The 25,536-nt window shown below is 55.4% G+C and carries 16 protein-coding genes; 5 read left to right on the top strand and 11 right to left on the bottom strand.

The window, feature by feature from the left end:
* Positions 1-256: 256 nt before the first annotated feature.
* The gene (gene deoD / locus ACSHSR_RS03360) at positions 257-961 is read right to left on the bottom strand and encodes a purine-nucleoside phosphorylase (protein ID WP_208140882.1); all 705 of its coding nucleotides are present in this window, start codon (positions 959-961) and stop codon (positions 257-259) included.
* A 333-nt stretch (positions 962-1,294) separates the two neighbouring features.
* On the opposite strand from deoD, the gene ACSHSR_RS03355 reads away from it, so the two are divergent.
* Positions 1,295-2,401 carry a GGDEF domain-containing protein gene (locus tag ACSHSR_RS03355; protein WP_208185082.1) on the top strand — a complete coding sequence of 369 codons (1,107 nt, stop codon included), beginning with the start codon at positions 1,295-1,297 and terminating at the stop codon, positions 2,399-2,401.
* A gap of 7 nt (positions 2,402-2,408) precedes the next feature.
* Here the strand turns inward: ACSHSR_RS03355 and ACSHSR_RS03350 are convergent, their stop codons facing one another.
* Positions 2,409-3,593: a winged helix-turn-helix domain-containing protein gene (locus ACSHSR_RS03350; protein WP_208185083.1), complete on the bottom strand. Its 1,185-nt coding sequence runs from the start codon at positions 3,591-3,593 to the stop codon at positions 2,409-2,411.
* A gap of 225 nt (positions 3,594-3,818) precedes the next feature.
* On the opposite strand from ACSHSR_RS03350, the gene ACSHSR_RS03345 reads away from it, so the two are divergent.
* A complete protein-coding gene (locus ACSHSR_RS03345) occupies positions 3,819-5,378 on the top strand; it encodes a POT-type proton-dependent oligopeptide transporter (RefSeq protein WP_115389753.1) in 1,560 nt (519 codons plus the stop codon).
* 827 nt (positions 5,379-6,205) lie between these two features.
* Here ACSHSR_RS03345 and ACSHSR_RS03340 read toward each other — a convergent pair.
* Positions 6,206-7,219: an IS110 family RNA-guided transposase gene (locus ACSHSR_RS03340; protein ID WP_107006003.1), complete on the bottom strand. Its 1,014-nt coding sequence runs from the start codon at positions 7,217-7,219 to the stop codon at positions 6,206-6,208.
* Between the two features lie 1,574 nt (positions 7,220-8,793).
* On the opposite strand from ACSHSR_RS03340, the gene ACSHSR_RS03335 reads away from it, so the two are divergent.
* Complete coding sequence (locus ACSHSR_RS03335; protein WP_479631249.1) at positions 8,794-9,402, top strand: histidine phosphatase family protein; 609 nt, start codon at positions 8,794-8,796, stop codon at positions 9,400-9,402.
* Here the strand turns inward: ACSHSR_RS03335 and ACSHSR_RS03330 are convergent.
* From ACSHSR_RS03330 to ACSHSR_RS03305, 6 genes are all read right to left on the bottom strand, one after another.
* The gene (locus tag ACSHSR_RS03330; protein WP_167716843.1) at positions 9,372-9,656 is read right to left on the bottom strand and encodes a hypothetical protein; all 285 of its coding nucleotides are present in this window, start codon (positions 9,654-9,656) and stop codon (positions 9,372-9,374) included. The genes ACSHSR_RS03335 and ACSHSR_RS03330 overlap by 31 nt on opposite strands.
* A 10-nt stretch (positions 9,657-9,666) precedes the next feature.
* Positions 9,667-10,599: a sensor domain-containing diguanylate cyclase gene (locus tag ACSHSR_RS03325; RefSeq protein ID WP_025011740.1), complete on the bottom strand. Its 933-nt coding sequence runs from the start codon at positions 10,597-10,599 to the stop codon at positions 9,667-9,669.
* Positions 10,600-10,965: 366 nt separating this feature from the next.
* On the bottom strand, positions 10,966-11,706 hold the full coding sequence (locus ACSHSR_RS03320; RefSeq protein ID WP_479631248.1) for a DP-EP family protein: 741 nt from the start codon (positions 11,704-11,706) through the stop codon (positions 10,966-10,968).
* A 134-nt stretch (positions 11,707-11,840) separates the two neighbouring features.
* Positions 11,841-12,194 carry a DP-EP family protein gene (locus ACSHSR_RS03315; RefSeq protein ID WP_071476765.1) on the bottom strand — a complete coding sequence of 118 codons (354 nt, stop codon included), beginning with the start codon at positions 12,192-12,194 and terminating at the stop codon, positions 11,841-11,843.
* A 20-nt stretch (positions 12,195-12,214) separates the two neighbouring features.
* Positions 12,215-15,469 carry an nSTAND1 domain-containing NTPase gene (locus tag ACSHSR_RS03310; protein WP_418070001.1) on the bottom strand — a complete coding sequence of 1,085 codons (3,255 nt, stop codon included), beginning with the start codon at positions 15,467-15,469 and terminating at the stop codon, positions 12,215-12,217.
* A gap of 95 nt (positions 15,470-15,564) precedes the next feature.
* Positions 15,565-16,851: an acetyl-CoA hydrolase/transferase family protein gene (locus ACSHSR_RS03305; RefSeq protein ID WP_479631247.1), complete on the bottom strand. Its 1,287-nt coding sequence runs from the start codon at positions 16,849-16,851 to the stop codon at positions 15,565-15,567.
* Between the two features lie 278 nt (positions 16,852-17,129).
* Between ACSHSR_RS03305 and ACSHSR_RS03300 the strand changes: the two genes are divergently transcribed.
* Both ACSHSR_RS03300 and ACSHSR_RS03295 read left to right on the top strand, forming a co-directional pair.
* The gene (locus ACSHSR_RS03300; RefSeq protein ID WP_479631246.1) at positions 17,130-19,850 is read left to right on the top strand and encodes a hypothetical protein; all 2,721 of its coding nucleotides are present in this window, start codon (positions 17,130-17,132) and stop codon (positions 19,848-19,850) included.
* A gap of 160 nt (positions 19,851-20,010) precedes the next feature.
* Entirely contained in the window at positions 20,011-22,722 is a 2,712-nt protein-coding gene (locus ACSHSR_RS03295; RefSeq protein ID WP_479631245.1) for a hypothetical protein, read from the top strand.
* Between the two features lie 50 nt (positions 22,723-22,772).
* Here the strand turns inward: ACSHSR_RS03295 and ACSHSR_RS03290 are convergent, their stop codons facing one another.
* Positions 22,773-23,174 carry a hypothetical protein gene (locus tag ACSHSR_RS03290; protein WP_044735226.1) on the bottom strand — a complete coding sequence of 134 codons (402 nt, stop codon included), beginning with the start codon at positions 23,172-23,174 and terminating at the stop codon, positions 22,773-22,775.
* An 81-nt stretch (positions 23,175-23,255) separates the two neighbouring features.
* A complete protein-coding gene (locus tag ACSHSR_RS03285) occupies positions 23,256-25,211 on the bottom strand; it encodes a BCCT family transporter (protein ID WP_025888042.1) in 1,956 nt (651 codons plus the stop codon).
* Between the last annotated feature and the right edge of the window lie 325 nt (positions 25,212-25,536).

The following is a 25,536-nucleotide window of genomic DNA, read 5'->3' as shown; positions in this document are numbered from 1 at the left end:
CGAATAAGTCCTCGTGGCACTCTGGCTTGCACAGCAATTGGCGTTCAAGGCATCTGACTGAAGGCATGCCGGGGCCTGTCGAAGTCGGATAACGCAGAGAGCCGGTTGCTGTGAAAGCCCCGAAGGGCGTGGCTTACAAGCCTGCCTGCTGTGTTGTGCTTCTTGCAAAGGACTAGGGCCATTTGCTGCGAACCACGCCTTACATCCAGGCCCGTAAGCCGACGCAGAGCACACATGGGACTTGTTTGCACCTTCCTTAGGCCACGGCCAGCGCCAGCGCCAGCGAGATCATCTGGTTAAATGACAGCTGGCGCTCTTCGGCACTGGTTTCTTCACCTGTGAGGCAGTGATCCGATACGGTCAGAATCGCCAAGGCCTCGATGCCGAACTGCTGCGCCAAGCCGTAGAGGCCGGCTACTTCCATATCTATCCCCAGAATGCCGAAGCGCTCCAGCGCCGGGATCAGATCTTCATCCGGGTCATAGTAGAGATCGCCGCTGAACACATTGCCCACTCTGACACTCAGCCCCTGGGCCTTGGCCTGTTCCCAGGCCTTGAGCAGCAGCGGGAAGCTGGCCGAAGTCGGCATATGATAACCTGCGCTGCGCTTGGCGTTGGTGACCGAATCTGTCCCCGCCGCCTGAGCCAGGATCACATCACGCATCTGCACCTGACGCTGGGTCGCCCCCAGGCTGCCCACCCGAATGATGCGCTCAACCCCGAAGTCGTTGATCAGCTCATGACCATAGAGCACCATGGAGGGGATCCCCATGCCGTGGCCCATTACGGAAACCGGCTTACCCTGCCAACTGCCGGTATAACCCAGCATATTGCGCACCGAAGTCACCTCGCGGGCATCCTCGAGAAAGTGCTCGGCAATGTATTTGGCCCGCAAAGGATCGCCGGGCATGATAACTGTCTTGGCAAAATCGCCTTTGGCGGCGTTGATATGTGCTGTCATAAGCTGTTCCTCGGATAAAAACTGACCCGAGTCTACCGGCGGCGCCAAAAAAGCCTTGAGGACAAAAGTCCGCTTGCGGGGATTTGTTTACCAAAATGCCACATTCCTCTCACTCACAACACATTAGCGCCAATTTGTTTCAAAGCGAGACGCGTGATCTCGGTTCCAGTTGTTTGCTTAACCTGCTCCGCCTCAAAAAGACAACGATGTCATTTGCTGAAAACCTTTGAAAATCGCACCATTAACAACAGATGTAACAGGCACAGCGCCACATATTTTTGGGTTCTGTGTATCTCAGGGCCCATTCAGGGCCTCTTCATTTGGACCCGCATCATGATTATCCACGCTCCGGCTGTTAGCCGACTGTTTGCCACCCGACTGCAAGATACCGATCCCATGTGGCAGATCTCCCAGGAATGCCAGGCTGGCCAGTTGCTCTCCTGCTTACTGGCCACAGCGGCTACTTCGCTGTTTTTCATGTTGCTTTACCTGTGGCTGTTCAAGAGTGATGCCGCTGTCGTCATCAATCTGTTGGGGCTGGCGGCCCATGTCGCGATTGTGGTCGATCTCTGGTTTTACGGTAATTTGCGCCGCAGCCAGTGGCTGACAGTGCTGGTGCCCACCTGCATTGCCCTGGCGATGAGCCTACTGCTCGGCACTCAACATCAAATCACCCTCTATCTGCTGCTATCGCCCATATTGGCATTTCTACTATTGGGTCGCAGCCGAGGATTGCTGTTAAGCCTGGGATTGGCCTCTTGTATCTGGCTGATGCTGACGCTGAACCAAAATCTGTGGCAAGGGGCCGATAGCTTGGCGGGTCTTGGTGTAGTGAACTTCTTTGCTGCCTATACCATGGCCGTTGGTATAGGTTATACCGGCGAGCGGATCCGTCACCGCAGCTTCAAGCGGCTGGAAAAACTGGCCAATACCGACCCGCTCACCGGAGCCATGAACCGTCGCCGCTTCTTCGAAAACTGGCGCCGCGCCAAGGCCGAAGCCAATAGAGGATTGAGCGAATTTGCCTTTTTGCTGCTCGATATTGACTACTTCAAGGCCACCAATGACAGCTACGGCCACGACTGTGGTGATGCCGTACTGCAACAACTGGTGCAGCTGCTGGAAGACAGGCTCAGGCCCTATGATCTGCTTGGCCGCTTGGGCGGCGAGGAGTTTGGTTTGCTGCTGCGGGGAGTTTCGGCCGCCGATGCCGAGCGTAAGGCTGAGGAGATACGTACCAAAGTTGCCGAGCACAACTTCGGTAACGAACAGGTGCCCCATCTACCCATTACGGTCAGCATAGGCATAGTCCATATGCCAAGGCGCCACGGCAGGAGTATCGAAAGCCTTTATAAACAGGCCGATATGCAGCTTTACCACGCCAAACGTGCCGGCCGGAACCGGGTAGTGCTGGCCGAAAAGATTTTCGAGCCGGCTTAAGCCCCATTCACAGCCATTGCTGGTGACGCCAGAGCTGCTTCAACCCCTTGTGATTGCTGCGCACCAGTTTCCAGCGTTCACAGGCATTGAAACGGGCATAGTCGGCAATGGCCCTGGCGAGTTCGGCCAGCAACACATCATCCAAAGGCCGATTGGCATACTCAGGCTCCAACACCAGGTTTTGCAACAGCAGGCATCGGCGCGGCCGGTCGGCCTTGACATCGACCCGGCCGATAAACTGCTGGCGCCAGAGGATGGCCAGGCTGTAGTAGCCGTAGATTCGCTTTTCCTGCGGCAGGTACACTTCCAGTTGATAGTCAAAGCCAAACCATTGCTTTAAGCGGTTACGTTGAATAACCAGGTTATCGAAGGGATTGAGCAGCCAGACCCGCTCCGGGATCATGGGCGCCGCACTCAGCTCTGCCGGGCAGAAATACTGCTGACCATCGACCTTGAACCGCTGCAGCTCGCCGGCCTCCAGCCCTTGGGCCAACACCCGCTTGATAACCGGCCGCATGCCTTTACGCAGATAGGCAAACTGAGCCTCTGAGCCAAAGCCGTTGGCATTGAGAAAGCGGTTCACCAGATACCGGCCAAACTCATCATCGTCGGGCACCCGGGTATCTATGCCCGGCGGCAACACCCGCTCGGCCAAATCATAAACCTTTTGAAACCGCTCGCGCCGCACCACCATTAACTCGCCGCGCATAAACAGCTGTTCCAGCGCCTTCTTGGCCGGTTTCCAGTCCCACCAACTGCCACGCTGATCACTTGAGTGTTCAAAATCACTCGCCTTGAGCGGCCCCTCGGCGCGCACTCTGGCAAGCACTTCCCGCATCAAGGGCTCGTCCGGTTCAAACCAGTGTTTATCCCCTTGGCTCAGTTGCTGTTTGCGCTGCAGGCTGTACCTGTAGTCACTCATAGGCAGATAGGCCGCGGCGTGAGCCCAGTACTCGAACACCTCTTTATCGGCAATAGCCTGTTGCAGCTGCTCGGGGTGATAACCGGGCAACCGGCTGTGCAGCACATGGTGATGGGCACGCTCGACCACATTAATGGAATCTATCTGCACATAGCCCAGCTGACGGATCACGGAAGCCGCCGATGCCGCCGGTTGCAATAAGCCCTGGCGCTGCAGGTTGAGCCTGAGCCATTCATCGATGGTCAATGGTCCATACAAGGGTGTATCCATGGTGCTTGGCTCCCGATAGCCTTGGTTTAGCGTGGCGCTATGATGACAGCTCAATGCCGCTGCCAATACGAGTAATCAGTTTGCCCTTTTCATGGCTTTCGACGCAAATTTGCACTTCAGTTCACAAAAAAAACGGTTTTGTTCATGGCCGGAGTTGAATGGAAAGCCGGATTATGCGCATATAGCTGCAACCTTTATTAGAATCGACAATAACCAAGGTACATTATGAGCTCACCTTCCTCTGCACGCTGGCCGCGGCAGATCCCCTTTATCATTGCCAGTGAAGCCTGCGAGCGCTTCAGTTTTTACGGCATGCGCAATATTCTGACTCCCTTCCTGATGACGGCTCTGCTGCTGTCGGTGCCGGAAGAACTGCGTCAAGGCGAAGCCAAAGATGTGTTCCACTCCTTTGTGATCGGGGTGTATTTCTTCCCTCTCCTGGGGGGCTGGCTGGCCGACCGTTTCTTCGGTAAATACCACACCATTTTGTGGCTCAGCATAGTCTATGTAATTGGCCATGCCTTTCTGGCGATTTTCGAAACCAGCAAAACCGGCTTCTACTCGGGCCTGTTTCTGATAGCCCTGGGGTCGGGCGGCATCAAGCCGCTGGTATCCTCTTTCATGGGCGATCAGTTCGATCAGAGCAATAAGTCGTTGGCGCAAAAAGCCTTCGACATGTTCTATTTCACCATCAACTTCGGCTCCTTCTTCGCCTCGCTGTCGATGCCACTGCTGCTGAAATTCTTCGGTCCTTCAGTGGCCTTCGGTATCCCAGGGGTATTGATGTTTATCGCCACGGTATTTTTCTGGGGCGGCCGTAAACGTTATGTCCACCAGCAACCCGAACCTAAAGATCCACACGGCTTCCTGCCGGTGCTCAAGAGCGCCATCTTCACTCCGGTACCCGGCAAGGCCAATACAGGTTTACTGCTGAGTGTCATAGGCATACTACTGGCGCTGTTTTCCCTCACCCAATACAACAGCCTGGGAGTGGTGACCGCCTTGTGTCTGGCAATGGTGCTCTTGATGGGTTTTGTCGGCATAGGCGCCTCCATGCAGCTTGAGCGGGCCCGCAATCAACACCCGCTCGAGGCAGTGGACGGTGTGCGCGCCGTATTCCGCATCTTAATCCTGTTTGCCTTGGTCACCCCCTTCTGGTCGCTGTTCGATCAAAAGGCTTCCACCTGGATTTTACAGGCCAACGACATGGTCAAGCCGGACTGGTTTGAGCCGGCCATGATGCAGGCGCTTAACCCACTGCTGGTTATGCTGCTGATCCCCTTCAATAACTTTGTGCTCTACCCCATGCTGGAGCGCAGCGGCGTGCGCCTCAATGCCCTGCGTAAAATGGGCGCCGGTATCGCCTTCTCCGGCCTCTCCTGGATAGTGATAGGCAGCATTCAGCTGATGATGGATGGCGGCACCCCCATGTCCATCACCTGGCAGGTGCTACCTTATGCGCTGCTGACTTTCGGTGAAGTACTGGTTTCTGCCACAGGATTGGAGTTTGCCTACAGCCAGGCACCCAAGTCGATGAAAGGCAGCATCATGAGCTTCTGGACCCTGTCGGTCACTGTGGGCAACCTCTGGGTGCTATTGGCCAACGCCAGCGTCAAGAGCGATGCAGTGACCAATCAGATTGCCGAAACCGGTCTGAGTGTCACCGCCTTCCAGATGTTCTTCTTCGCCGGCTTCGCCCTGCTGGCCGCCTTGGTGTTTGCGCTCTACGCCCGCTCTTACACCATGCAGGATCATTATCGGGCAGTGGAACCGCAACAGGCTTAAGGCGTTTGCCGCCAACCTGAGCGGCAAAACCTCGTTGATTTAAAATCCCCAAAGACCCAACGTGAGTTGGGTCTTTTTCATTGCTGATGAAAAAACCGCCGGAAACCAAGTTATTCCCTCCCCCGATAGCGGCGGCGCCAAGAACAACCTTTTACACAGACAATCCTGTGCCTGGGAAATAGGCGTACATCTGCAGCTAAATACGACACCGTTGGAGGAAGAATTGCACCGACTTCCCCCTCGGTGTCGCCGAAAGCCGTTGGCGCAAATAACGTGGCTGAGGCATGGATGCCGAAGCAGCGACAGTCGAATCAGGGATGAGCGTCTGAAGCGGTAGTGATTTGCGCCATTAGGCCGAGGGGCTTTCGACACCGTGCGGGGCGGCAGGGGAGATCCAAGAGGGGATTGCTGTTGATCCCCGCTTGGTCGGGTGTGGGGCGAAGCTCCACGACTTTAGGCCGCTGGTACAGCGGCTATCATGGCTTTAAGCCAAAACTCACCAATGAACTTGGTCTTAGCTGCCAACTAAGTTGCAGCCCATCACCTGCGGTGCGCTCTCGCACAGGCGATCCTGTGACACGCTGCGAGTACATATATGTACACCTCGATCATATCAACGCTTTTATGGGTAACAGAAGTAATACTGCGTACGTATATCCGACCTGTTTATGAGGACCTTTATCCTCTGGCCTTAATGAGAACCGCGCCCTTGTTGCATATCATCCCTCCGGAATCAAAGTTCCTTGTACTTGAGCTGCTTTACAAAGGCCGGTATTACCTGTTACTTCATTAGCTACTTTTGCATTTTAGGAAGTGACTATCTCCTATCAGTTTGGCCGATACTCTGTACGATAAAACAGCATCGCCCAAATGATCCTTGCAAGTTTATTGGCTACAGCTACGACGGCTTTGTGTTTTCCTCGGCGCTCGATAAGCTTTAACGCCCACTGTGAAATGCGATCATTACTTTTGTCCGCATACCTAATGACTGACCAAGCACCTTGAATGAGTAATCGCCTCAAGTGACTATTCCCCCGCTTAGTGATACTGCCAAGTTTTTGTTTCCCGCCGCTGGAAAACTCCTTGGGAACCAAGCCGAGGTTTGCCGCGAAATGACGGCCATTTTTATAGCCAGAACCATCACCAGCAAATGAAACTACAGCGGTAGCAATCATTTCAGCAACACCACGTATACCTGTTAGGCGTTTAGCATCAGGGTGATTTTTAGCTTGTGCTTGAACTTCTTTTTCTGTGGTTTTAATTGCAGCATCAATGGTTCTAAGCTCATCAAGTAACTCTCGAATATAGCGACGCGCGGTCACTGTTAAGCCATTATTTTCAGTTGCCAAGATTTCTGGCAACTCAGTGATAAAAGGAGTTTTACCTTGGCGAAAAACAATGCCGTACTCGTTAAGTAGCCCACGTATTTGATTGCTCAATGCTGTGCGTTCCCGTATCCGGCGTTCACGAATTCGATGCACTAAAATTAGATCAACTTGCTCCAAGGTTCGTGGCTTTACAAAGACAATATTTGGCCGCTGAGCCGCCTCACAGATGGCAAATGCATCATTGCGATCGTTTTTGTTGCCTTTGACGAACGGCTTTACATGTTGTGGTGGGATCAGCTTCACTTCGTAGCCAAGCTTGAGCAACTCTCTTCCCCAATAGTTAGAGCCGCTACAGGCTTCCATGGCAATCACAGCATCAGGATAGTGCCGTAGCGTTGCTAATAATTGAGACCGTTTTACCGCACGATTAAAGACAGATTTCCCCGCCTGATTAACACCACAGACCTGAAAGATATTTTTTGCGAGATCAATTCCAATTAGTGTAACGTTCATGTCAGGACACCTTTTGTTGTTTGAATGTGCAAATTCAATATGGCGCTAATGACGCCTTCTTAACAAGAGGTGTCCATCCCATCATCCCTGTAAGCTCTGCCTCGCCATCCCTGGCTCGGAAGGTCACAGTTCCGCCTGTGCCTGGAATTAGGCGTATGCCTGTGGGTCTATCTGCAATTTCAAGCAACGCTATCATTACAGAATTGCACCGCTACCCCTCCGGAGCCGCCGCTGGCGTTGTTGCAAATTGGCGTAGCCGAGACAGGGATGTCGAGGCTCGAAGGTCGAGCAGGGCGAATGTTGCGAAGCGACAAGCTTATGAGCGCGAGCCAAGGAAGGCGAGCTGGCCGTTATGCATGGATGCATTTGGCGAGTCCTGAGTGTAGCCAATTTGCTTCATAAGCCAGCGGGGATTTCGGCTACGTCGGGGTGTCCTTGGGGATGCAAGGGGCTTTGGACAAGCAAAGCCCCTTGCCCGGTGTGGAACACCACGACTTTAGGCCGCTGGCACAGCGGCTATCATGGCTTTAAGCCAAAACTCACCAATGAACTTGGTCTTAGCTGCCAACTAAGTTGCAGCCCATCACCTGCGGTGCGCTCTCGCACAGGCGCTCCTGTGACTCGGCGTGAATACGTCCCTGTAGCCTCGACGAAAACGTCCCTGTTTTCGACGGTCACAGTCCCGCCTGTGCCTGAAAAATAGGCGTATGTCTGTAGGTATATAAGCAATTTCAAGCAACGCTATTATTACAGAATTGCACCGGCTCCCGCTCGAAGCGGCCGCAGGGCGTTGATGACAATCGCGTAGCGAGGCATGGATGCCGAAGCAGCGCCAGTCGAATCAGGGATGAGCGTCTGGCGCGATAGCGAATTGGCATCATAAGCACAAGGGGTTTTCCGCTGCGTCGCGGGTCGCTGGGGGTTTGGAAAGGGGGCGAGTCGATACAGCCCCCTTTCCTCGGGTGTGGGGCGAAGCTCCACGGCCTTAGGCCGCTGGCACAGCGGCGATCATGGCTTCCAGCTAAAAGTATCTAAGCTAATATTGCCCGAGCTTCCGGCGACGGATGTTGCTCATTGCCTGCCGCAGGCTTATGCACAGGCGATCCTGTGACTCGCTGCGAGTACGTCCGTGTAAGCTCTGCCTCGCCATCCCTGGCTCGGAAGGTCACAGTTCCACCTGTGCTTGGAAAATAGGCGTCTGTCTGCAGCTTAAAACAACTCTGTGTTGAAAGAATTACACCTCCTCTCCCCCTCGGTGTCGCCGAAAGTCGTTGGTGCAAATAACGTGGCAACGAGCAAGAGCCAGGGATGGCGAACTGGCCTTTGTGCATGGATGCACTTACACCACGACTTTAGGCCGCTGGTACAGCGGCTATCACTGCTTCAGGCAAAAACTCACCAATGAACTTGGTTTTAGCTGCTGGCTAAGCTGCTGCCCATCACCTGCGGTGCAGATGGACAGGAAGCCCATGGCAAGTGGGCCGCTAGTATTCAGCTCCAACTTGCTCCTTCCCCAGCTGGGGAGTACCCTCTTTTGCAGCCAACCGTTTAAGCAGTATCGGGAATTGACCGCCATGCCAAAGGAAATATTTATACTACGCCACGGCCAGACTGAGTTTAATGCCGCCGGTAAGCTGCAGGGACACTGTAACTCACCGCTGACCGAACTCGGCAGGGCGCAGGCCAAGGCCTATGGTGTTGCCTTGCAACAACAGCTGCGGCAATCGGCAGGAAATCCTGAACAAGAATTTCAGCTGGTTTCCAGCCCGCTGGGAAGGGCCATGGAAACGGCGACTCTGGTGGCAGAAGTGCTTTGCCGGGATCCCGGCGCCATTATTACCGAGCCCAGGGTGATTGAATGCGGTTTAGGTGAATGGGAGCAGACCCGGGTCGCCGATATCCACGCCGCCAGACCCGAGCTTGCCGGGCGCAATGACTGGTATCTGCAGGGCCCGGGCGCAGAAACACTACTCCAGGTGCAACAGCGGCTGGCACATTGGCTGACCGATCCGGCAACCCCGGAGCGGGTGATCCTTGTGTCGCACGGCCTGACAGGGATTGTCCTGCGCGCCCTGTTGCTGGGCCTGGATGACAAGGCACTTTGGCGTCAGGACAAGCCTCAGGATGCCCTCTATCACTTTCACAGTGAGGCTCAGGAGAGGCTCAAACGCATCTGTTGCTGACTCGCCAACCAGTCGAAGTGGGCCAACAAGGCCTGCAAATAGCGCTGCTCTTCCGCCTGGAGTTGCCCCTCAGCCGCGGCTATCTGTTGTAAGTCGCTCAGCAGTTGCCTTACCAAAGGCTCGGTGCAGTAGCCCTTCCACAGTCTTAGGGCGGCTTTTTTCGGCGAATGGCAGTAGCGCCGCAGCTGAATATCGACAAACCAGTCGGCCCGCTCCCGGGCGCTGGGCATCAGCGTCATCACATACCAGTTCATCCTCTCCTCCTCAGGCGGATAACTTGATCCTGTCGCGGCCATCGCTCTTGGCCCGGTACAGGGCTGTGTCCGCCGCGCTGAGCATGGCCTCGGCCGTGCGGTACTGGCCATTGATCTCAGTGGCAATCCCCTGGCTGACACTGACACAAACCTCACGGCTCAGCCCCAATTTGACGAAGTCCAGACTACGAATGGCCTCGGCTATCTGCTCGGCCACCACCCAGGCCATGGCGCTGTTGAATCCGGGCAACACCAGGGCGAACTCCTCACCGCCAAAACGCGCCGCCAGACACTGGGGCGATGGCAACGCCGCGGCTATGGTCTTGGCCATCAATTTCAGGCATTCGTCCCCCATCAGGTGACCATGCTGATCGTTGAACTGTTTGAAATGGTCGGCATCTATGATCAAGGTGCTGATGGGCTTGTGCTTATCGACGCACTGCTGCCACTGGCGTTCCAGTGTCTCGGTAAAGGTGCGGCGGTTGGCCAGTCCGGTCAAATAGTCGGTCGCCGCCAGGGTGGACAGGCGTTTAATTTCATCCCTGTGACCGCTGAGATCATGCAAACCAATAACAAACAGCGGCAGCAAGCCCTGAATAAAGGAAAGCGATAGATTCACCGGCAGCTCCACCCCATCGACACGTCTGAGTAATACCTCCCAGGGACCATGTTGCAGCGGTACCTGGCGACCGTATTGGCTGCTGAACATGCTGGCGTAGCGGCTACGGTAAGGCGCCGCCAACCAGGTATGCCAAAATTCACCGGCAAAGGTTTCGCTCTGATCGCCCAGCAGCTCGGCCGCCGGAGAGTTCACCGCCAACACTTTGCCCTCACCATCGGCCAGCACCATAGGTTGCTGCATGCACTCAATCAGGGTCGCCAGAGCCTCGCTGTCACACTCACACTGACTAAAACCAGCTTCATTGCTGTAGGGGCTTGCCATGCTGTTCTCCCTCCCGACCTGCGGGTTGTTCAATTTCGACAGGGATAACTCTAGCGCGTACGTACAAGGCTAACCTTCTGATAAGCTTACGATGTAATTTATTGAAAAATATCGTTAATAATTCAAACCTTCTGTAGACAGGAAAGGCGTCCAACTACAGAAATGCGGCAATGATTGGCAACCATAGGAGCTTTTCGGGCGGGAAAGAATCCCCCGATCGGCACGGATCGGAGGGAATAATTACTTTATATCCTTAGTGACAGCTTTAAGATTAGAGCCCCCACACTGAAATGAGAACAAGCAGAATATCTCTAATGAGTGGCATCTGAGACAGACACCACTCCGATTAATGCAATCAAGCCGGATTTAAAGTTTGGGTCGATTAATAACCTGAGGATCCGGGCTGGCCAGCAAGAGCGACGATTCATCACTGCTGAACAGGAATTGATACTTGCCTGTGCCTGGGTTGCGCATAGAGTCATGCAGCTGCAGCGTCAGGCCATCGGCGCTGACCTCGACCCGATCGATATGACCATCGAAGGGATTGGTGAAGGCGGCACCAACAAACTTCAGCCCGGCCGGAGAATCTTCCAGGTTCAACAGTTGGTAGGTGAGCACCGCAGGTTCACTGACCACCACATCACCACTGCACTCCACGCCCTGCTGCGAATAGTGAAAGCTCGCCTGCCGGGCGTTATCCAGAGTAACACTCAGCACCACTGGCTCACTGACGTGACAGTAAGGTAAACGCGGCCTCAACAATAGGCTGTCGGTTTGGCTCAGCTGCGCCGCCTGGTCAAACTCGGCCATCCGTGACTGCCAGCCAAACAGCGCCAGGATCCGATAGACTTCCGAAGCACTCAGTTGTTGTTGCAACAGCCGGCGATCCAGCTTCACCAGCCCCTGCTCGTCAAACACCAAACTATTGATAAAGGCGGGTAAAGACTGCCCCAAGGGCTCCAACGGCGAAGGCTCGGCCAGCAAGAGTTGCAACTCGGCGTCACTCTTTACCGGCGCCATCGCCAGATCGATCTCGGCCTGAGTAGCGGCACTCAGTGCCAGGGGAAAGCTTGCCAGCAGCGCGCTGACCATCAAAGCAATACGCATAACGACTCCATGTCAATTCGCTCCACATGCCTTATGTGGAGATGAAAAACTGATTGGGTGGTTTCAGGACTGAAGCCACCCAGGTTAATGTAATTAAGCTTGGATTAAACACCCTTTCAGCAACATAAGCTTACTCAGTCGTTTCCGGTATTCACGACTTCGGGATCTTGGCTTGAAACCAGCAGAGTGTTGCTGCTGTTACTGAGGATCAGTCTAAAGCCTGTCTTGCCCACCACAGAGTTGGTATCCATTAGTATCAACATATCCGGGGCCTCGGTCTTGACCGCATCGATAATGCCGTCGAAGGGGGTATCGAAAGAAGCGCCGACAAAGGCCAGATCCATATCAGTCTTGTCCTGCAGCTTATAAATAATATGAGTATTGGGCTTATCTACCACAACTGGGCCGTCCGGCTCATAGGCAAACTGAGGCACGCGGTTATCATCCAGAGTAATGGTTACAATGATATTTTTTACGGGTACAGACATAGCTTCATCCTTGTTTCTGGTTAGTTTTTGAGGGGGTATTTAAATTGACTAAAACGATAACCAAGAGGCTCATATTTAGCCTTCATTTTCAACAGTTCCTGTTGGTCATCCATGCAATCCAAAGCCATAGCATAAGGCGCGAGTATACGGGCATCACGATTCACAGTGACCCATGGTTGCAGCATTCGGCCGACTTTCTGGCAGTGAGTATAGGCAAAGCTTATATCGTTATTTAACATGGACACACTATAGGCGGTTACAAGCCCAGCCTCGGCCAGGGCTCCCATATCGACAGTGCCCAAAACCGTTTTCTGTCCTAATGCTGTAAAAAACGCTTCTGCCAACAAAGCAAGTTTTTGCGCTTGCTGGTAATCACCTTGTTCGAGCCGCTCATTGGCAGCGACCAACCAAAAACGAGCCTCCAATTTAAGCTGCTTAGTCGAGGTTTCGCTTGACGGCTTACTGGCCAGATACCCTCTGAGGGCATTAAGCATGGCTGTTTTTTCTGTTGATGCCGGTAGCAAGCTAACCAGTAACACCTCAACAAAAGATTGCTGCATTCGCCAGCGCTCATTTTCCGGATCGGCCTCAAGCGCGGCAGCAATAGCCCGACTGGCTTCCATTGCGCTCTCTTTGGCCAATTCGGTTTGCTGCACCGCTCTGTACAACTGAGCCAAGATCTCCAGATTTCCGGATAATCTATATAGTTGATAGGGTTCTCCCTGAGCCTGCCGCTTTAACTCTTCGGCTATCTGCCTATGAATGGCGATGGCTGCTTGAATATCCCCTTCTGCACTCGAAGACCTGGCTAGCCAGGAGCGAGCATTGGCGACATCTGCCAGACGCTGGGGATCATCCGGCGACTCGGCCAGTGCGATCAACTTGAGACGCAGCGATTCTTCAAAACCCTGGCGCGCCTTGCTGAAGTCCTGCAGCTTCATCGATAAAGACCCCAGTGAATTGTGGGCGTAGGAGAGCTCCATCAGCGCTTCGCTGTTGTCCGGCGCCAGTCGGTACATGGCCTGGCTGTGTTGCAGATAAGCCTCGAACCAGGGGCGGGTGCCCTGCCAATCGCTCTGGTCATACTTGAGTTGCCCAAGCCAAAAGGCATTGGCGCCAAGGGTCTTTAACAGCTCCAGCTGATCTGTACTGCCGGACAGCAGCGGCAAGAGTTTGTCTCTGGCGGCCAGCAGCGCTTTTTCCGCTTCATCCACCCGGCCACGGGAATAGGCCACCTCACCCATGGCTTCCAGTGTCTGACCATGGCGAAACAGAGCCGCCTCACTCAAGCTGCTGTCGGCCTCGCGAAAATAATCCAGCGCCTTGTTGCTGACACCATCGAGCAGATCCATCCGGCCTATGCTGCGCAGCTTGTCGGCAAAGTCGCCCACCATAAAGCCCAGCAAGTCTTCTGCCGCCAGGCGCTTGGCCTGCGCCTGCTGCTCGGCTTCAACGCTGCGATAACTCATGAATACCGAGATGAGGGTCAAGAGGCATAAAAGCATGAAGGTCGCGCCCTTGAGGCGCCGCTGGCGCTGCCCTCTGGCGCTGGAGGCGGCAACATAGCTTTCGCTGACAGGATCCAGCTCAAGCAGGGGATCGTTTTTCAGCGCCAGCGCTTCGGTCAGCGGCTTGCCCTGGGGCAGCAGAAAATCGCGGCTGCACTGCTGTTGCTGCCAGCGCCTGGCCTGATGGAACAGCCTGGCCTTGGCCGCCAGCCCTTCCCTGTGGCTATCTATCCAGTCTCTGGCCCTGGACCAACGTCTGAGCAAGGCTTCATGGGCTATGCTGAAACCGGGTTCGCTGTCCTCCAGATGGGAGACAAACAGCCGACTGTCGACCAAGGCCTGTACCAAGGCGCGCTCGGCATCCGTGGCCAATTCGGAATATCTGGCGCTGCGACTGGTGACCGACTGCTCATCTTCCCTGAGGGTCACCAGCAGCGACAGCACCCGCGGTAAGGCCGCCCTTTGCGAGCTCGCCAAGGAGGCGATGGCATCTTCGGCGGCCTGGCCTATGGCTCCGGCCAGCCCACCCAGGCGGTGATATACCGCCAGTTGCAACTGGTTGTCGTCACTGCGCTGCAGATACAGGGCCTGCAGCATATACTGCAACATGGGCAGGGCATCCGGGTTACTGGCGGCCTCACGGCACAGCAGCTCATCCAAACCCAGTGCCGATTCAGGGTCAAATTCCCAACTCAGGCCTGCGGCTGCGGCCGGCAAACGTATCATCTGCAACAGTTCCTGACGGCTGGGCGGCAAGAGATCGAAATGGGCGCCATTGCCCTTGCCCGCCATCAAGCTGGGGCTGGCAACCACCTGAGGGTAGAACTCATTGCGACAGGCGCTGAGCAGCAATACGGCTCCGGAACGCGCCAGGGTGTCGAGCAGCACCAGCCCCTGCTCACGGGCGGCGGCCGAGAAGCGCGGCGAAGACAGCAGCACTTCCAGACGGTCGACAAACAGGCCGAACCTGGGCTTCTGCCAACTTTGGGACGGCAGCGCCTGGCAGAGTTGGGCGCAGAGGCTGTCGATATCCTGTTCCAGTGCATGCGCCAGCGTTTCGGCGCTATAGCCGGCCAATACCGGCGCATCGTCCAGCTCCCAGTCGAGCATGGCGGCGGCCAATTCCAGCAGCAGTTGATCTTCGGCGACATCGGCCAGATCCAGTATCGAATAGCAGGCCAGGCCTATGCCGTGAAAGCCCTGAGGCGAAGCCAGATTGGGCAAAATACCTGCGTTGATCAGCGACGACTTACCGCTGCCGCTGGGGCCAAGCAGCAAGCAAAACCCGCGGCCATGTTTAATCTGTCGGGCTATACGTTCCAGTAAGGCGTTGATCTGTTCGCTGCGGCCGAAAAACACCCCGGCATAATCGGCGCTGAAGGGTTTTAACCCGGGAAATGGTGAGCCCTGGCTCCAGGCCAGCGACGGCAAACTGGCTTCGTGGCCGATGGGGAAACGGACATCGGCTACAATTCGATAGCCGCGTTTGCGGATAGTTTCGATGAAAGAAGGATCGCCGGCCTTGTCGTCCAGCGCCCGGCGCAGCTGATTGATGGTCTTGTGCAGCGGGTTATCGCCCGTGTCGCTGCCGGGCCAACAGGCATCCAGCAGCTCATCGCTGCTGACTACCTCGCCGCTGCGACGACACAGATACAGCAGCACATCCATGGCTTTGGGTTCCAACTGCCGCAGGCGCTTTCCCAGCCGCAAACTATTGCTGCCGGGATCGACCTGCCAATCACCCAAAAAGAAGCTGCTGTCGCTCATGGAACCTACCGCGATAAGAGATTGACCGCATCTTACCCGGTATACAAAGTTAACACCATGATAACAGCGTTAAATTTTACCTAATGAGCTTTAACTCAAATACTCAAACCCCAGAGCTCGAATGTCTCCCGGCACAGGGATTCGCGAAAATCCGGATGCGCTATGTCGATTAAGGCTCTGGCCCGCTCGCGGATACTGCGACCCCTGAGGTTGGCACAACCATATTCGGTGGCAATATAGTGCACATGGGCCCGGGTAGTCACCACCCCGGCACCTGGGCTCAGCACGGGCGCGATACGGGAAAGCGCGCCATTGGCGGCCGTGCTTGGCAGGGCGATAACCGAGCGCCCGCCGGGAGAGAGACCGGCGCCGCGAATAAAGTCCATCTGCCCGCCTACCCCGGAATAGATTCGGGTACCTATGGAGTCGGCGCACACCTGGCCGGAAATATCCACCTGCAGCGCCGAGTTGATGGCCATCACCTGCGGGTTGTGGCGGATAACCGAGGCGTCATTAACCTGCTCTATATCCAGAAACAGTACTTCGGGGTTGTCATCGACAAAGTCATAGAGGGCGCGGCTGCCAAGCGCAAAGCCTGTGACCAACTTACCCGGATGCACCTTCTTGCGGCTGTTGTTAATCGCCCCGGAGCGATAGAGCGCCAGAATGCCGTCGGAGAACAGCTCGGTGTGGATCCCTAAGTTTCGTCTGTCTGCCAACTGCCCCAATACGGCATCCGGAATGGCACCTATGCCCATCTGCAGGCAATCGCCGTCTTCAACCAGAGAGGCCACATGCTTGCCGATAGCCTGGCTGATGGCATCGGCTCCGGCCATGGGGTGTTCGGGCAAAGGCGAACTCTGTTCATACACGGCGGCAAAGCGGTCATAGGGTACAAAGCTGTCGCCATGGGTGCGCGGCATTTGCGGGTTGATATGGGCTATGATCCGGCCGGCCACATCACAAGCGGCGCGACTGGCTTCGACACTGATCCCCAGCGAACAGTTGCCATGGCTGTCCGGCGGTGACACCTGTACCAGCGCCGTATCTATGGGTTGCTCGCCGGAGCGAAACAGCTTGGGCACCTCGGATAAAAAGACAGGCACATAATCCGCCTCGCCACTGGCCAGCAGGGCGCGGGTCGGGGCGCCGCCAAAGAAACAGCGATGGCGCAGATGGCCCTTGAGCTCGGGCACGCTCAAGGCCTCGGCTTCCTCGGTATGCAGTTGCAGCAAGGTCAGATTCTGCCGCGTCATGGCATGCTGTGCCAGCGCCTCCAGCAAGACTCTGGGGGTGGCTCCCATAGAGTGGGTCCAGATATATTCATCATTCCCTATCAGGGATACCGCTTCCAATGCACTGGAACAAACTCTTGGTGCCATGCTGCTTCCTTATTAGCTCGGTGATTTGCTCCTAACCCTAGCCAGTTGGTCTGGGAAGGGCAATCCCTTGCGGCCAGCCAAGGCCCCTTGCCGGTGGAAAGTGGGCGCTACGCCACACTGGGCCTCAAGCCACGTCCAATTTCACAAAAATGCCGCTGCAGCGGATAAGGCGTTTACCCTCAAGGTCTCAGTCGTTAGACTAGCCGGGCCCCAGGCTGCAGCAGCAAGTTCCACTGAGTAGCTGTGCCCGGGCAGGACTCAAGTTTCAAGGAAGTAGTATGTCTCAGTTCGACAAGACCATCAGCGTCAGCCTCAATCCAGAGGATCCCGCCAGCATCGCCCTGGCACTGCTGCAATACCGGCAACACCTGAACGACGGCAGCGCCTTTCGACTCAATGGCTCCTTGCTGTTCAATATCGAGTTCGTCAATCAGCAGCAAAGGCCGCTTAACCGTGACGATGCCGGTGCCAACCGCCCCTTGTTGGAACACGCCCTAGATGCTGCCCGCCGGGATCACAGACTCAGCTTTTACACCGAACCGGTACTTTTTGCCGCAGCGCTGAACTTTCCTGAATTATTGGACGAGCTCAAGGCCACAGCCGAGGCCATGGTGGCCTTCTCCCGCCGCCGCAACGACTCCAGCGATCTCTTTATCGATGACTACAACGTCTTCGGGGTGGAAGCCCTCTACATGCTGGCCAGGCAATATCCCGAGCTGAGCCATTATCTGGCCGCCTTTCTGGTGCCTTACTGGAACTTGGAAAGCTTCTACCAACCTGTGTTACTGCTGGGCAAACTGGTGGAAGAGTTCGGCTGGCGCCGCGAACTGATCCACGCCTATCTGCACTGTGACGGCGAACAGAATCGCCGCTGCTTTTTCCAGACCACAGAGGGTGATTCAGTCAACCTCAGCCTACTGGAACATTTTGCCCGGCATCCGGACGATTACCCCTGGTTTAAGGCGCAGCTGCTTAAACGTCTCGGACAAACGCCACTGCTGGCCTATGCCAATGAACAACCGCTTGAACAAACCCAGCCGGTTCTGGAGTTCTTCTACAGTCTGGGCGACTGGCCGGTAGAGGCTGACATTGACGACACTGAACTGTGGCGGGATCGGGTCAAGCAGCAATTAATCTTGGGTCGCCGGTTAGAGGATGAAGCACTTTCCTTGCTGGCGCAGCTGAGCGAGCAGAGCCAACCTCTGATAATAGTGGCAGAGGCCTGGCGGGAAGACGACCGCCATACTCTATGGCAAACCGGGGAAGAGCAGGCTCTGGCAGAAGACTATGACTGGGATCAGTATGATAACGAGCCGGATTCTGACTATGCCGAGCTATTTTATGACCTGGAAGAGCCGGAAGACTATCTCAGGATTGGCGAGCTGGAAGAGCTGGATGCCGAAGTAGGAGAGGCGATGCTTTGCGCGCTGGCCGAACTGCCCAAGAGCCTTGGCGCCTGCGCCTATGCCGCCTATCGCCTGAGCCGCCTGAACTCGCCCCACAGCTTAAGCCCGGAAGCCGACAAGGCCAACGAGGCCGCGGCGCTGCTTCGCTGGCTGGCGCAGCAGCTGCCATTACAGTTTCAGCATCATATCTTCTATGAGGGCGGAGAGTACCAAAAGAAAAGGCGTGAACATCGCCTTCTAAAGAGCTGGCTCACGGATATAGACACCGAGGGCGATGTTGCCAAGATGGCTCAAATTGCCTCTGAGATACTCTATACCAGTACGAACGGAGAGCGTATTGCACTCTTGTGGTCCAATGGCAATAAAGGATTCCAAAACGGCTTGTTGGCGCTGTATTTCCTGCTCTGCGCCCCGGAGCCCGAAGCGCCGCAGTGGCAGGCCTTGAAAACCCTGGCACAAAGGCACTGGCAGCTATGGCTGACGCTGGATCCGCTACAACTGATTGAAAAAATTTATTATTGCTGGGCTGACTACGCCTTCTATCCGGCCATTGACGATGAGCATATCGAGGCCGAATTGCGGCAAAACCTGCTCAAGCTGGGTGTCAGCGAGGCGCAGCTCGAAGCTCATACCCTGCTGACAGCACAACAGGTGGCTGCCTATCGCCCGGCCGATAAATGCTTCTGGCAAAGTTATATCACCAGGCTTAGCCGGTTTGCCGAAGCCGACCCAGAGGATAACAGCATGATAGGCCGCCGCCTCTGGCAGCAACAACAGCAGTTGTTGCAAGCGCTGGATTCTGGCCGCGAGCTGCCGAGGCTGAGCTTTTTTGGTCATCTCAAGGCCAACTTCCCCGAGACTCCCTTGCCGCAGGCGTTTTTCGAACTGTTTGATCTTTGCCTGCGGCAAAGCTTCAGCAAATCATTTACCGAACAGCAGGCGCAAAACCTCTGCCGCCAACTCAAGGCTTATCTGGCGTCGGGCGAAGGGCTTGAGCCCTTGACGCCCCAAGCCACGGCCGAGTTGCAGGACTGGGCGCCTTGCCGCTCGGACGACCCCACCGATGCGGTTGAGCTTAGCGACTTTGTCTGGCTGCTGCCTGAAGCGCAGGGGCGAGGTTTGGCCCTATTTCTCGCAGGCCTTGGAACCCAAAGCCTGTATTGGCTTCACCGGCCGAGTGTGGAGATGGCCTATGTCAACCACCTCATTGCCGAGGGTGGTCTCTCGATGGCGCAGCGCTGGGAAGATCAAAGCGTGGGACACAAGCGTCACAGCGACTATGACACAGGGTTAGCCTTTCAGAGTGCCAAGGAAAACTGGGCCCTCTCCTGGCTGGACAGCATAGGCGTAGCACCGCAAAGCACTGTCTATTTCGCCGTAAGCCAAGGCCGCGCCCCGGCCCCCTTCCTCAAACATTTGGCCGATGAGGGGCGACTGCCGGAGACCTCGCAGCTCTTGACCATAGACGAACGTGTACGCCTGCTGAAGTTGCTGGCACAAGCCCGGGTTGACGCCGAGCTTTTCAGCTCCTTCCTGCTGGACGAGTCAGCCGCGGTCCGGCAACTGGCCAAAGATTTGGCGCAAGGCTCTTAAGGAAGGCATTGATAAAAAGCAGTTGGGAACACCCCAATAAACGAGTAATAACAGGATAACTGCCGCGCCCTGACTCATGGCGCGGTCGCCGGTTGTTTAACAGGAAGTGCCTTACAGGCAACGACCGGCAAAAGCATTAATTTAATATCAAGGAAGCAATATGTCCCAGTTCGACAAAACCCTCAGCATTAGCCTCAAGCCACAAGATCCCGCCAGCATCGCCCAGGCGCTGCAGCAATACCGGCAACACCTGCACGATGGCAGCGCCTTTCGTCTTGAAGGCTCCCTGCTGTTCAATATCGAGTTTGTCAACGAGCAACAGCAGCCACTCAGCAATGACGATGCCGGCGGCAACCGCAACTTGCTGGTGCATGCACTCAGCGCCGCTCGAGTGCACCACACCTTTAAATATTGCACTGAAGCCGTGCTGTTTGCCGCAGCGCTGAACTTCCCCGAGCTATTGGACGAGATCAAGGCGACAGCCGAGGCCATGGTGGCCTTCTCCCGCTGTCGTAACGACTTTAGCGATCTCTTTATCGATGACTACAACGTCTTCGGGGTGGAAGCCCTCTACATGCTGGCCAGGCAAAATCCCGAATTGAGTCATTATCTGGCCGCCTTTCTGGTGCCTTACTGGGATTTGGACAGCGGCTACACACCCGTGGAACTGCTGGGCAAACTGGTAGAGGAGTTCGGCTGGCGCCGCGAACTGATCCACGCCTATCTGCACTGTGATGGCGAACAGAGCCGTCGCTGTTTTTTCCAAACCGCCGAGGGTGATCCAGTCAACCCCAGCCTGCTGGAACACTTTACCGAGCATGCTGACGATTACGCCTGGTTTAAGGCGCAGCTGCTCAAACGTCTAAAGCAAACCCCGCTGCTGGCCTATGCCGATGAACAAACGCTGGAAGAAACCCAGCCAATACTGGAATTCTTCTACAGCCTGGACGACTGGCCGGTAGAAGCGGAACTTGAAGACACTGAGCTGTGGCGGGATCAGGTCAAGAAGCAATTGATCTTGGGGCACAGGGTGGAAGATGAGGCGCTGGCGCTGCAGGATGCGCTCGGCGTTGAGCCCAAGGCACAGGTTGCCGAAGCCTGGCTGATGGACGACAGGCTCGCCCCCTGGCAGCAGGATAAAATCGATACCGGCAGCGCCCAGGCAGAGCAGGAAAGTGGCAAGAGCTCCGGGCAAACTCAAGGCGACTGCCAACTACCCAGCTTGGAAGAGCTGCCTTTTTTCCTGCTTAGCCATACCTGCAAGCAAAGTGACTTCGCACAGTTGGATGCAGCCATTGCCGATCGTCTGCCAGCGGCACTGGACAAGTTGCCGACCCACCTGGGAGGCGTCGCCTATGCCGCCTATCGGCTCGGCCGCCCCGAGTGCACAGCGGCAGAAACCCAGGCTCTGCTTGGTTGGCTGGAGCAGCATTTCCTCACTGCCTATATGCGTGTCTTCAATCGGCATGGTGGCAGCTTCAATAGCAATAATCCGCAGCATTTGACACTCAAGGCCTGGCTCACTGAGGCCAAGGAGCAGCAGGATGCAGGCGCTATGGCCGCCGTTGCCGATTCGCTACTGGACAAGGATGGCGGAACCCGCGGAAGCCAGATAAGCCGGCATCAAGCGGCCTACTGGTTGTTTTTCCCGGACGATGGTTTCCAGTGCGGCCTGCTCAGCCTGTTTTTCCTGTTAAATAGCCAACTGCCACAGGCTCACACCGAACTGCAGATCCTGGCCAAGCGCCACTGGCAATTGCTTTTGAAACTGGCGCCTATGGTGCTTATCAGCCGCATCAGTCAGTTTTACGCAAACTATGAGGGATATGCCGCCATAGATGATCCGCAGACAGAACAGAGCCTGCATCAAAAGCTGCTGGCACTGGGAGTCAGCGAGGCGCAGCTGGATGCCCATACTTTGCTGCAAGACAGGCGTATCGCGCGCTATGCGCCGGCCAACGAGCGCTTCTGGCAACGTTACCTGGAGCGATTGGCAAGCTTTGCCGAAGGCGATCCCGAAGATAACAGCATGATAGGCCGCAGCCATTGGCTGGCTCAACAAAAACTGTTGGATGCCCTCGGCTATTGCGATGAAACTGCCATGCTGGGGTTTATTGCCGATCTCAAGGCCTGTTTCCCGGAGCGCCCATTGCCGCAGCAAGCCTTTGAGCTATTTAACCTCAGCCTGCAACGCGGCCTGGAGCAAAGACTCAAACCGGCAGCGGCGAAGGCTGTATATGACAAGTTACAGGCCTATTTGCAAAGCGGCGAAGGCTTGGAAAACCTGACACCACAAGCCTTGAAACTGCCGGTTCTACAAGGTTGGGATCCCTACAGCGATTATCGCGGCAAGGTTGGCGTGGCAGACTTTGTCTGGCTGTTGCCTACCGAGATGGGAGAGCGACTGGCACTGTTTCTCAGCGGTCTTGGGAAACGAGGGCTGCACTGGTTGGGCTGTCCCAGTGTCAGGGAAGCCTATGTCAACCATTTAGTTGCCGAAGGCCATCTGAATATGGCCGAGCGTTGGCAGGATGAAGCGCTTGGGCACTCAAGCATCGGCGATGTCGATGTGAGCCTGCAACTTGAAGCCGACAAGGAATTCTGGGCGCTACTCTGGTTGGATAGGATAGGTGTGACGCCACAGGCCACTGTGTATTTTGCCATGCACGAAGGGCGGCAACCTGAGTCTTTCATTATTCACTTGGCCAGCCAGCAGCGGCTGCCGGATATGTCCAGGCTGCTGACCGCAGATGAGCGCAAACGCCTGCTGGAAATCATCGCCAAGTTTGATTGTCTGACCGAAGAAAACGCAGAGCCATTCAAGCAAGACGAGTCGAGCGTCGTCAAGCGTGTGCTGGGCAAGTTGTTTTAAGGCTAAAGAGGCGTTGCCGGTCAATGCGGCAACGCCTCTTTAAGATAGTTTCAGTTGCCTTTGAGTGAGCGCAGGAACAAACCTATGCCACCTGTCAGCAATACCAGGATCACCAAGAGATCAAAACTGCTCATGCTGCGCAGGCTAAAGTGAATGGTAGAGATCACCCCGAAGATCATTGCTGTGATAGAGCCAATCGCCAATAACCAGCCAAGAATATTCTTGCCGTTATAGAAAATCATCCCAACCCCCAGAATAAAGGGCACCAGGATCATACCACCTGTGATACCCCACTGGCTGCCAAATGCGGGGACACCATACAAGCGGGTGCCCAGACCAAAACTGCTGGATACCCTAATGGCGTTGAGCAGCATGTAACCACCACCACACATCATGATAAGGCCAATAAAAAATTGACCGACACCGCCGGAACTCCCTCCCGCTCCATTCATGTAAAACATCCTATATTCAATTGATTTATGCGGCGAAAATTCTAGCCGTTTTAGGCCCGGGCGGCAAACCGGGCCATAAGGTTACGAGTCGCGGCCGTTGAGGCGTTCAATAATCTGCGCCTTGGCTTCTTCCTGCGCCTGCTGCGCTTCCTCTTCCTGTTTCTGCCGCATCAGTTCGTTGAAGGTAATACGGGCAGCCTGAGCTTGCTCCGAGGCTTGCAGCTTACGTTCCTTCGCCGCCATGGCTTCATCTGTGAGGCGCTGCAACTCGGCAAGTGACTCATCGGGCGCATCCCCCAACTCCAGGTGCGACTCACTGCGGCTCAAGGCTTCACGGCGCAGCTGTTTTTTCAGCTCCCAGATGGCATCCAGGGCTTCCCGCTCGGCGTCGGCGGCTTCAATGGCGCTGTCCCGCAATTGCTCAAACTTGGCCAGTGCCTGACCTTCACGACTCCAGGGATCGACCTCAGGCAGATCCGAAATATTAATCACGGGATCCTCGTAACCATCCTGATGACTCAGGTCCAACATGGCCGCCTTGACCCCGGACATCATCAGCATCACGGCTATCACCAAGAGTGGCAAACCACCAACGATAGCCGCTGTCTGCAAGGTAGCGAGCCCACCCATAAACATCAGTACCGAAGGCATAAAAGACAGAGTAAAGGCCCAGAACAATCGGTTCCAGCGCAGTGGTTCCTCGGTGACATTGTTTTGCACCACGGACGCCAGAATATAAGAGATGGAATCAAAGGTGGTGGCGGTAAAGATGATGCACAAGAGGGTGAAAACAGCGATAACCAGATAGCTGAACGGCAACTGCTCCAATACGGCGAATATCGCCCTGGTCGCCCCTTGATCATTGAGGATCGCCACCACATCCAGCTCACCGGATAATTGCAACGACAAGCCGAAGTTACCCAAGATCATAAAGTACATGGCACAGCCCAGGGAGCCGAAGAAAATCGAGCCGGCCACCATCTGTTTGATGGTTCGGCCGCGGGAGATCCGCGCCACAAAAAGTCCCATGCTGGGGGCAAACACCAACCACCAGGCCCAATAGAAGATGGTCCAATCCTGAGGGAAGTGGGTGTTCTCAAAGGTGCCCAAACCACCGAAAGGCTCGGCCCAGGTCGCCATGATAAAGAAGTTGCTCAGCATCCGCCCCAGAGAGTCCAGGCCGGTTTCCAGCATAAAGATGGTAGGGCCGGCAAACAGAATAAATGCCAGCAGCGCCAGCGCGCCCCAGAAGTTGATATTACTCAGCACTTTAATGCCTTCGTCCATCCCCTTGTAGGAGGAATAGGCAAACAGCGCTGTGCACAAAAGTAATACGGCTATCTGACTGCCTGTGGTCGATGGCAGATCAAACAGGTAACTCAGGCCTTCGTTGATCAGTGGCGCCGCCAACCCCAGAGTGGTAGCCGCCCCGCCGAGCAGACCGAAGATAAACAATACATCGATAAACTTGCCGAGCTTACCGTGACTGCGGCCTTCACCTATGACAGGCATCAAGGCCGCCGACACCTTGAGCACTGGTTGCCTGCGGACATAAAAGAAATAAGCGATGGGGATGGCCGGGATCAAATAGATGCTCCAGGCGATGGGCCCCCAGTGGAATATGCCGTAAGTGGCTGCCCAGCGCACGGCTTCTTCACTGCCGGCTTGAAGCTGGAACGGCGGGTGTTGATAGTAATAGGCCCACTCAATAGTCCCCCAATAGAGGATGCTGGCGCCTATACCGCCGCAAAACAGCATTGCCGCCCAGGAAGCTGTGGCAAACTCAGGTTTTTCATCGGCATCGCCGAGCTTGATCTGGCCGATATCCGAGAAGATGATATAAATCATAAAGAAGAATGCCGCCAAGCCGAGCGACAGGTAAGCAAAACCCAACTTATCCGTCATAAACGCCTTGGCAACGGCTATCCATTCGGCGCCTTCTGCAGGAAATAGAGCCAGCGGGATCACCACCGCAAGCAGCAAGCCCAGGGCGCCAAAGAAAGTGGTTTTATCTATGAGTTCGAAGTGTTTTTTCATATTTTTGCTCTTCTGTTCGTCCCCGTTCGGGAGCTGGGGCCGCTGCTGGGCCCATGCCGGATAAAATAGGCGCAAGTGGCCATTCAGTCGATTATCTTTATCCGGAAAACGTACGAAAAGTGACGTAAATCAATAGGATGTTACGTGATGATATGTTTGTGTCCAGCTTGTATGAATTGCTGAATCGCTCAGTCGTTGCTGATTAAAGCGCCTAAGACCATAAGGATTTATGCTCTTGATTGCAAGTTTGCCCAGTCTGGGAGGTGTCATTCATAAAAGCCAAGGGGCCCACAGTCACAGGGGCCCCATACAGACAAAGTACCAA

The sequence above is a fragment of the Shewanella sp. VK101 genome, from assembly GCF_056497865.1.
The sequence above is the reverse complement of the archived record's forward strand: the minus strand, read 5'-3'. Positions and strand labels throughout refer to the sequence as shown.

Bases quoted from the DNA above. Each gene is read 5' to 3' on its own strand.
- ACSHSR_RS03355 (WP_208185082.1), top strand. From the start codon at position 1,295: ATGATTATCCACGCTCCGGCTGTTAGCCGACTGTTTGCCACCCGACTG.
- ACSHSR_RS03335 (WP_479631249.1), top strand. From the start codon at position 8,794: ATGCCAAAGGAAATATTTATACTACGCCACGGCCAGACTGAGTTTAAT.
- ACSHSR_RS03300 (WP_479631246.1), top strand. From the start codon at position 17,130: ATGTCTCAGTTCGACAAGACCATCAGCGTCAGCCTCAATCCAGAGGAT.
- ACSHSR_RS03320 (WP_479631248.1), bottom strand. From the start codon at position 11,706: ATGCGTATTGCTTTGATGGTCAGCGCGCTGCTGGCAAGCTTTCCCCTG.
- ACSHSR_RS03345 (WP_115389753.1), top strand. From the start codon at position 3,819: ATGAGCTCACCTTCCTCTGCACGCTGGCCGCGGCAGATCCCCTTTATC.
- deoD (WP_208140882.1), bottom strand. From the start codon at position 961: ATGACAGCACATATCAACGCCGCCAAAGGCGATTTTGCCAAGACAGTT.
- ACSHSR_RS03340 (WP_107006003.1), bottom strand. From the start codon at position 7,219: ATGAACGTTACACTAATTGGAATTGATCTCGCAAAAAATATCTTTCAG.
- ACSHSR_RS03315 (WP_071476765.1), bottom strand. From the start codon at position 12,194: ATGTCTGTACCCGTAAAAAATATCATTGTAACCATTACTCTGGATGAT.
- ACSHSR_RS03330 (WP_167716843.1), bottom strand. From the start codon at position 9,656: ATGAACTGGTATGTGATGACGCTGATGCCCAGCGCCCGGGAGCGGGCC.
- ACSHSR_RS03295 (WP_479631245.1), top strand. From the start codon at position 20,011: ATGTCCCAGTTCGACAAAACCCTCAGCATTAGCCTCAAGCCACAAGAT.
- ACSHSR_RS03310 (WP_418070001.1), bottom strand. From the start codon at position 15,469: ATGAGCGACAGCAGCTTCTTTTTGGGTGATTGGCAGGTCGATCCCGGC.
- ACSHSR_RS03290 (WP_044735226.1), bottom strand. From the start codon at position 23,174: ATGAATGGAGCGGGAGGGAGTTCCGGCGGTGTCGGTCAATTTTTTATT.
- ACSHSR_RS03325 (WP_025011740.1), bottom strand. From the start codon at position 10,599: ATGGCAAGCCCCTACAGCAATGAAGCTGGTTTTAGTCAGTGTGAGTGT.
- ACSHSR_RS03350 (WP_208185083.1), bottom strand. From the start codon at position 3,593: ATGGATACACCCTTGTATGGACCATTGACCATCGATGAATGGCTCAGG.
- ACSHSR_RS03285 (WP_025888042.1), bottom strand. From the start codon at position 25,211: ATGAAAAAACACTTCGAACTCATAGATAAAACCACTTTCTTTGGCGCC.
- ACSHSR_RS03305 (WP_479631247.1), bottom strand. From the start codon at position 16,851: ATGGCACCAAGAGTTTGTTCCAGTGCATTGGAAGCGGTATCCCTGATA.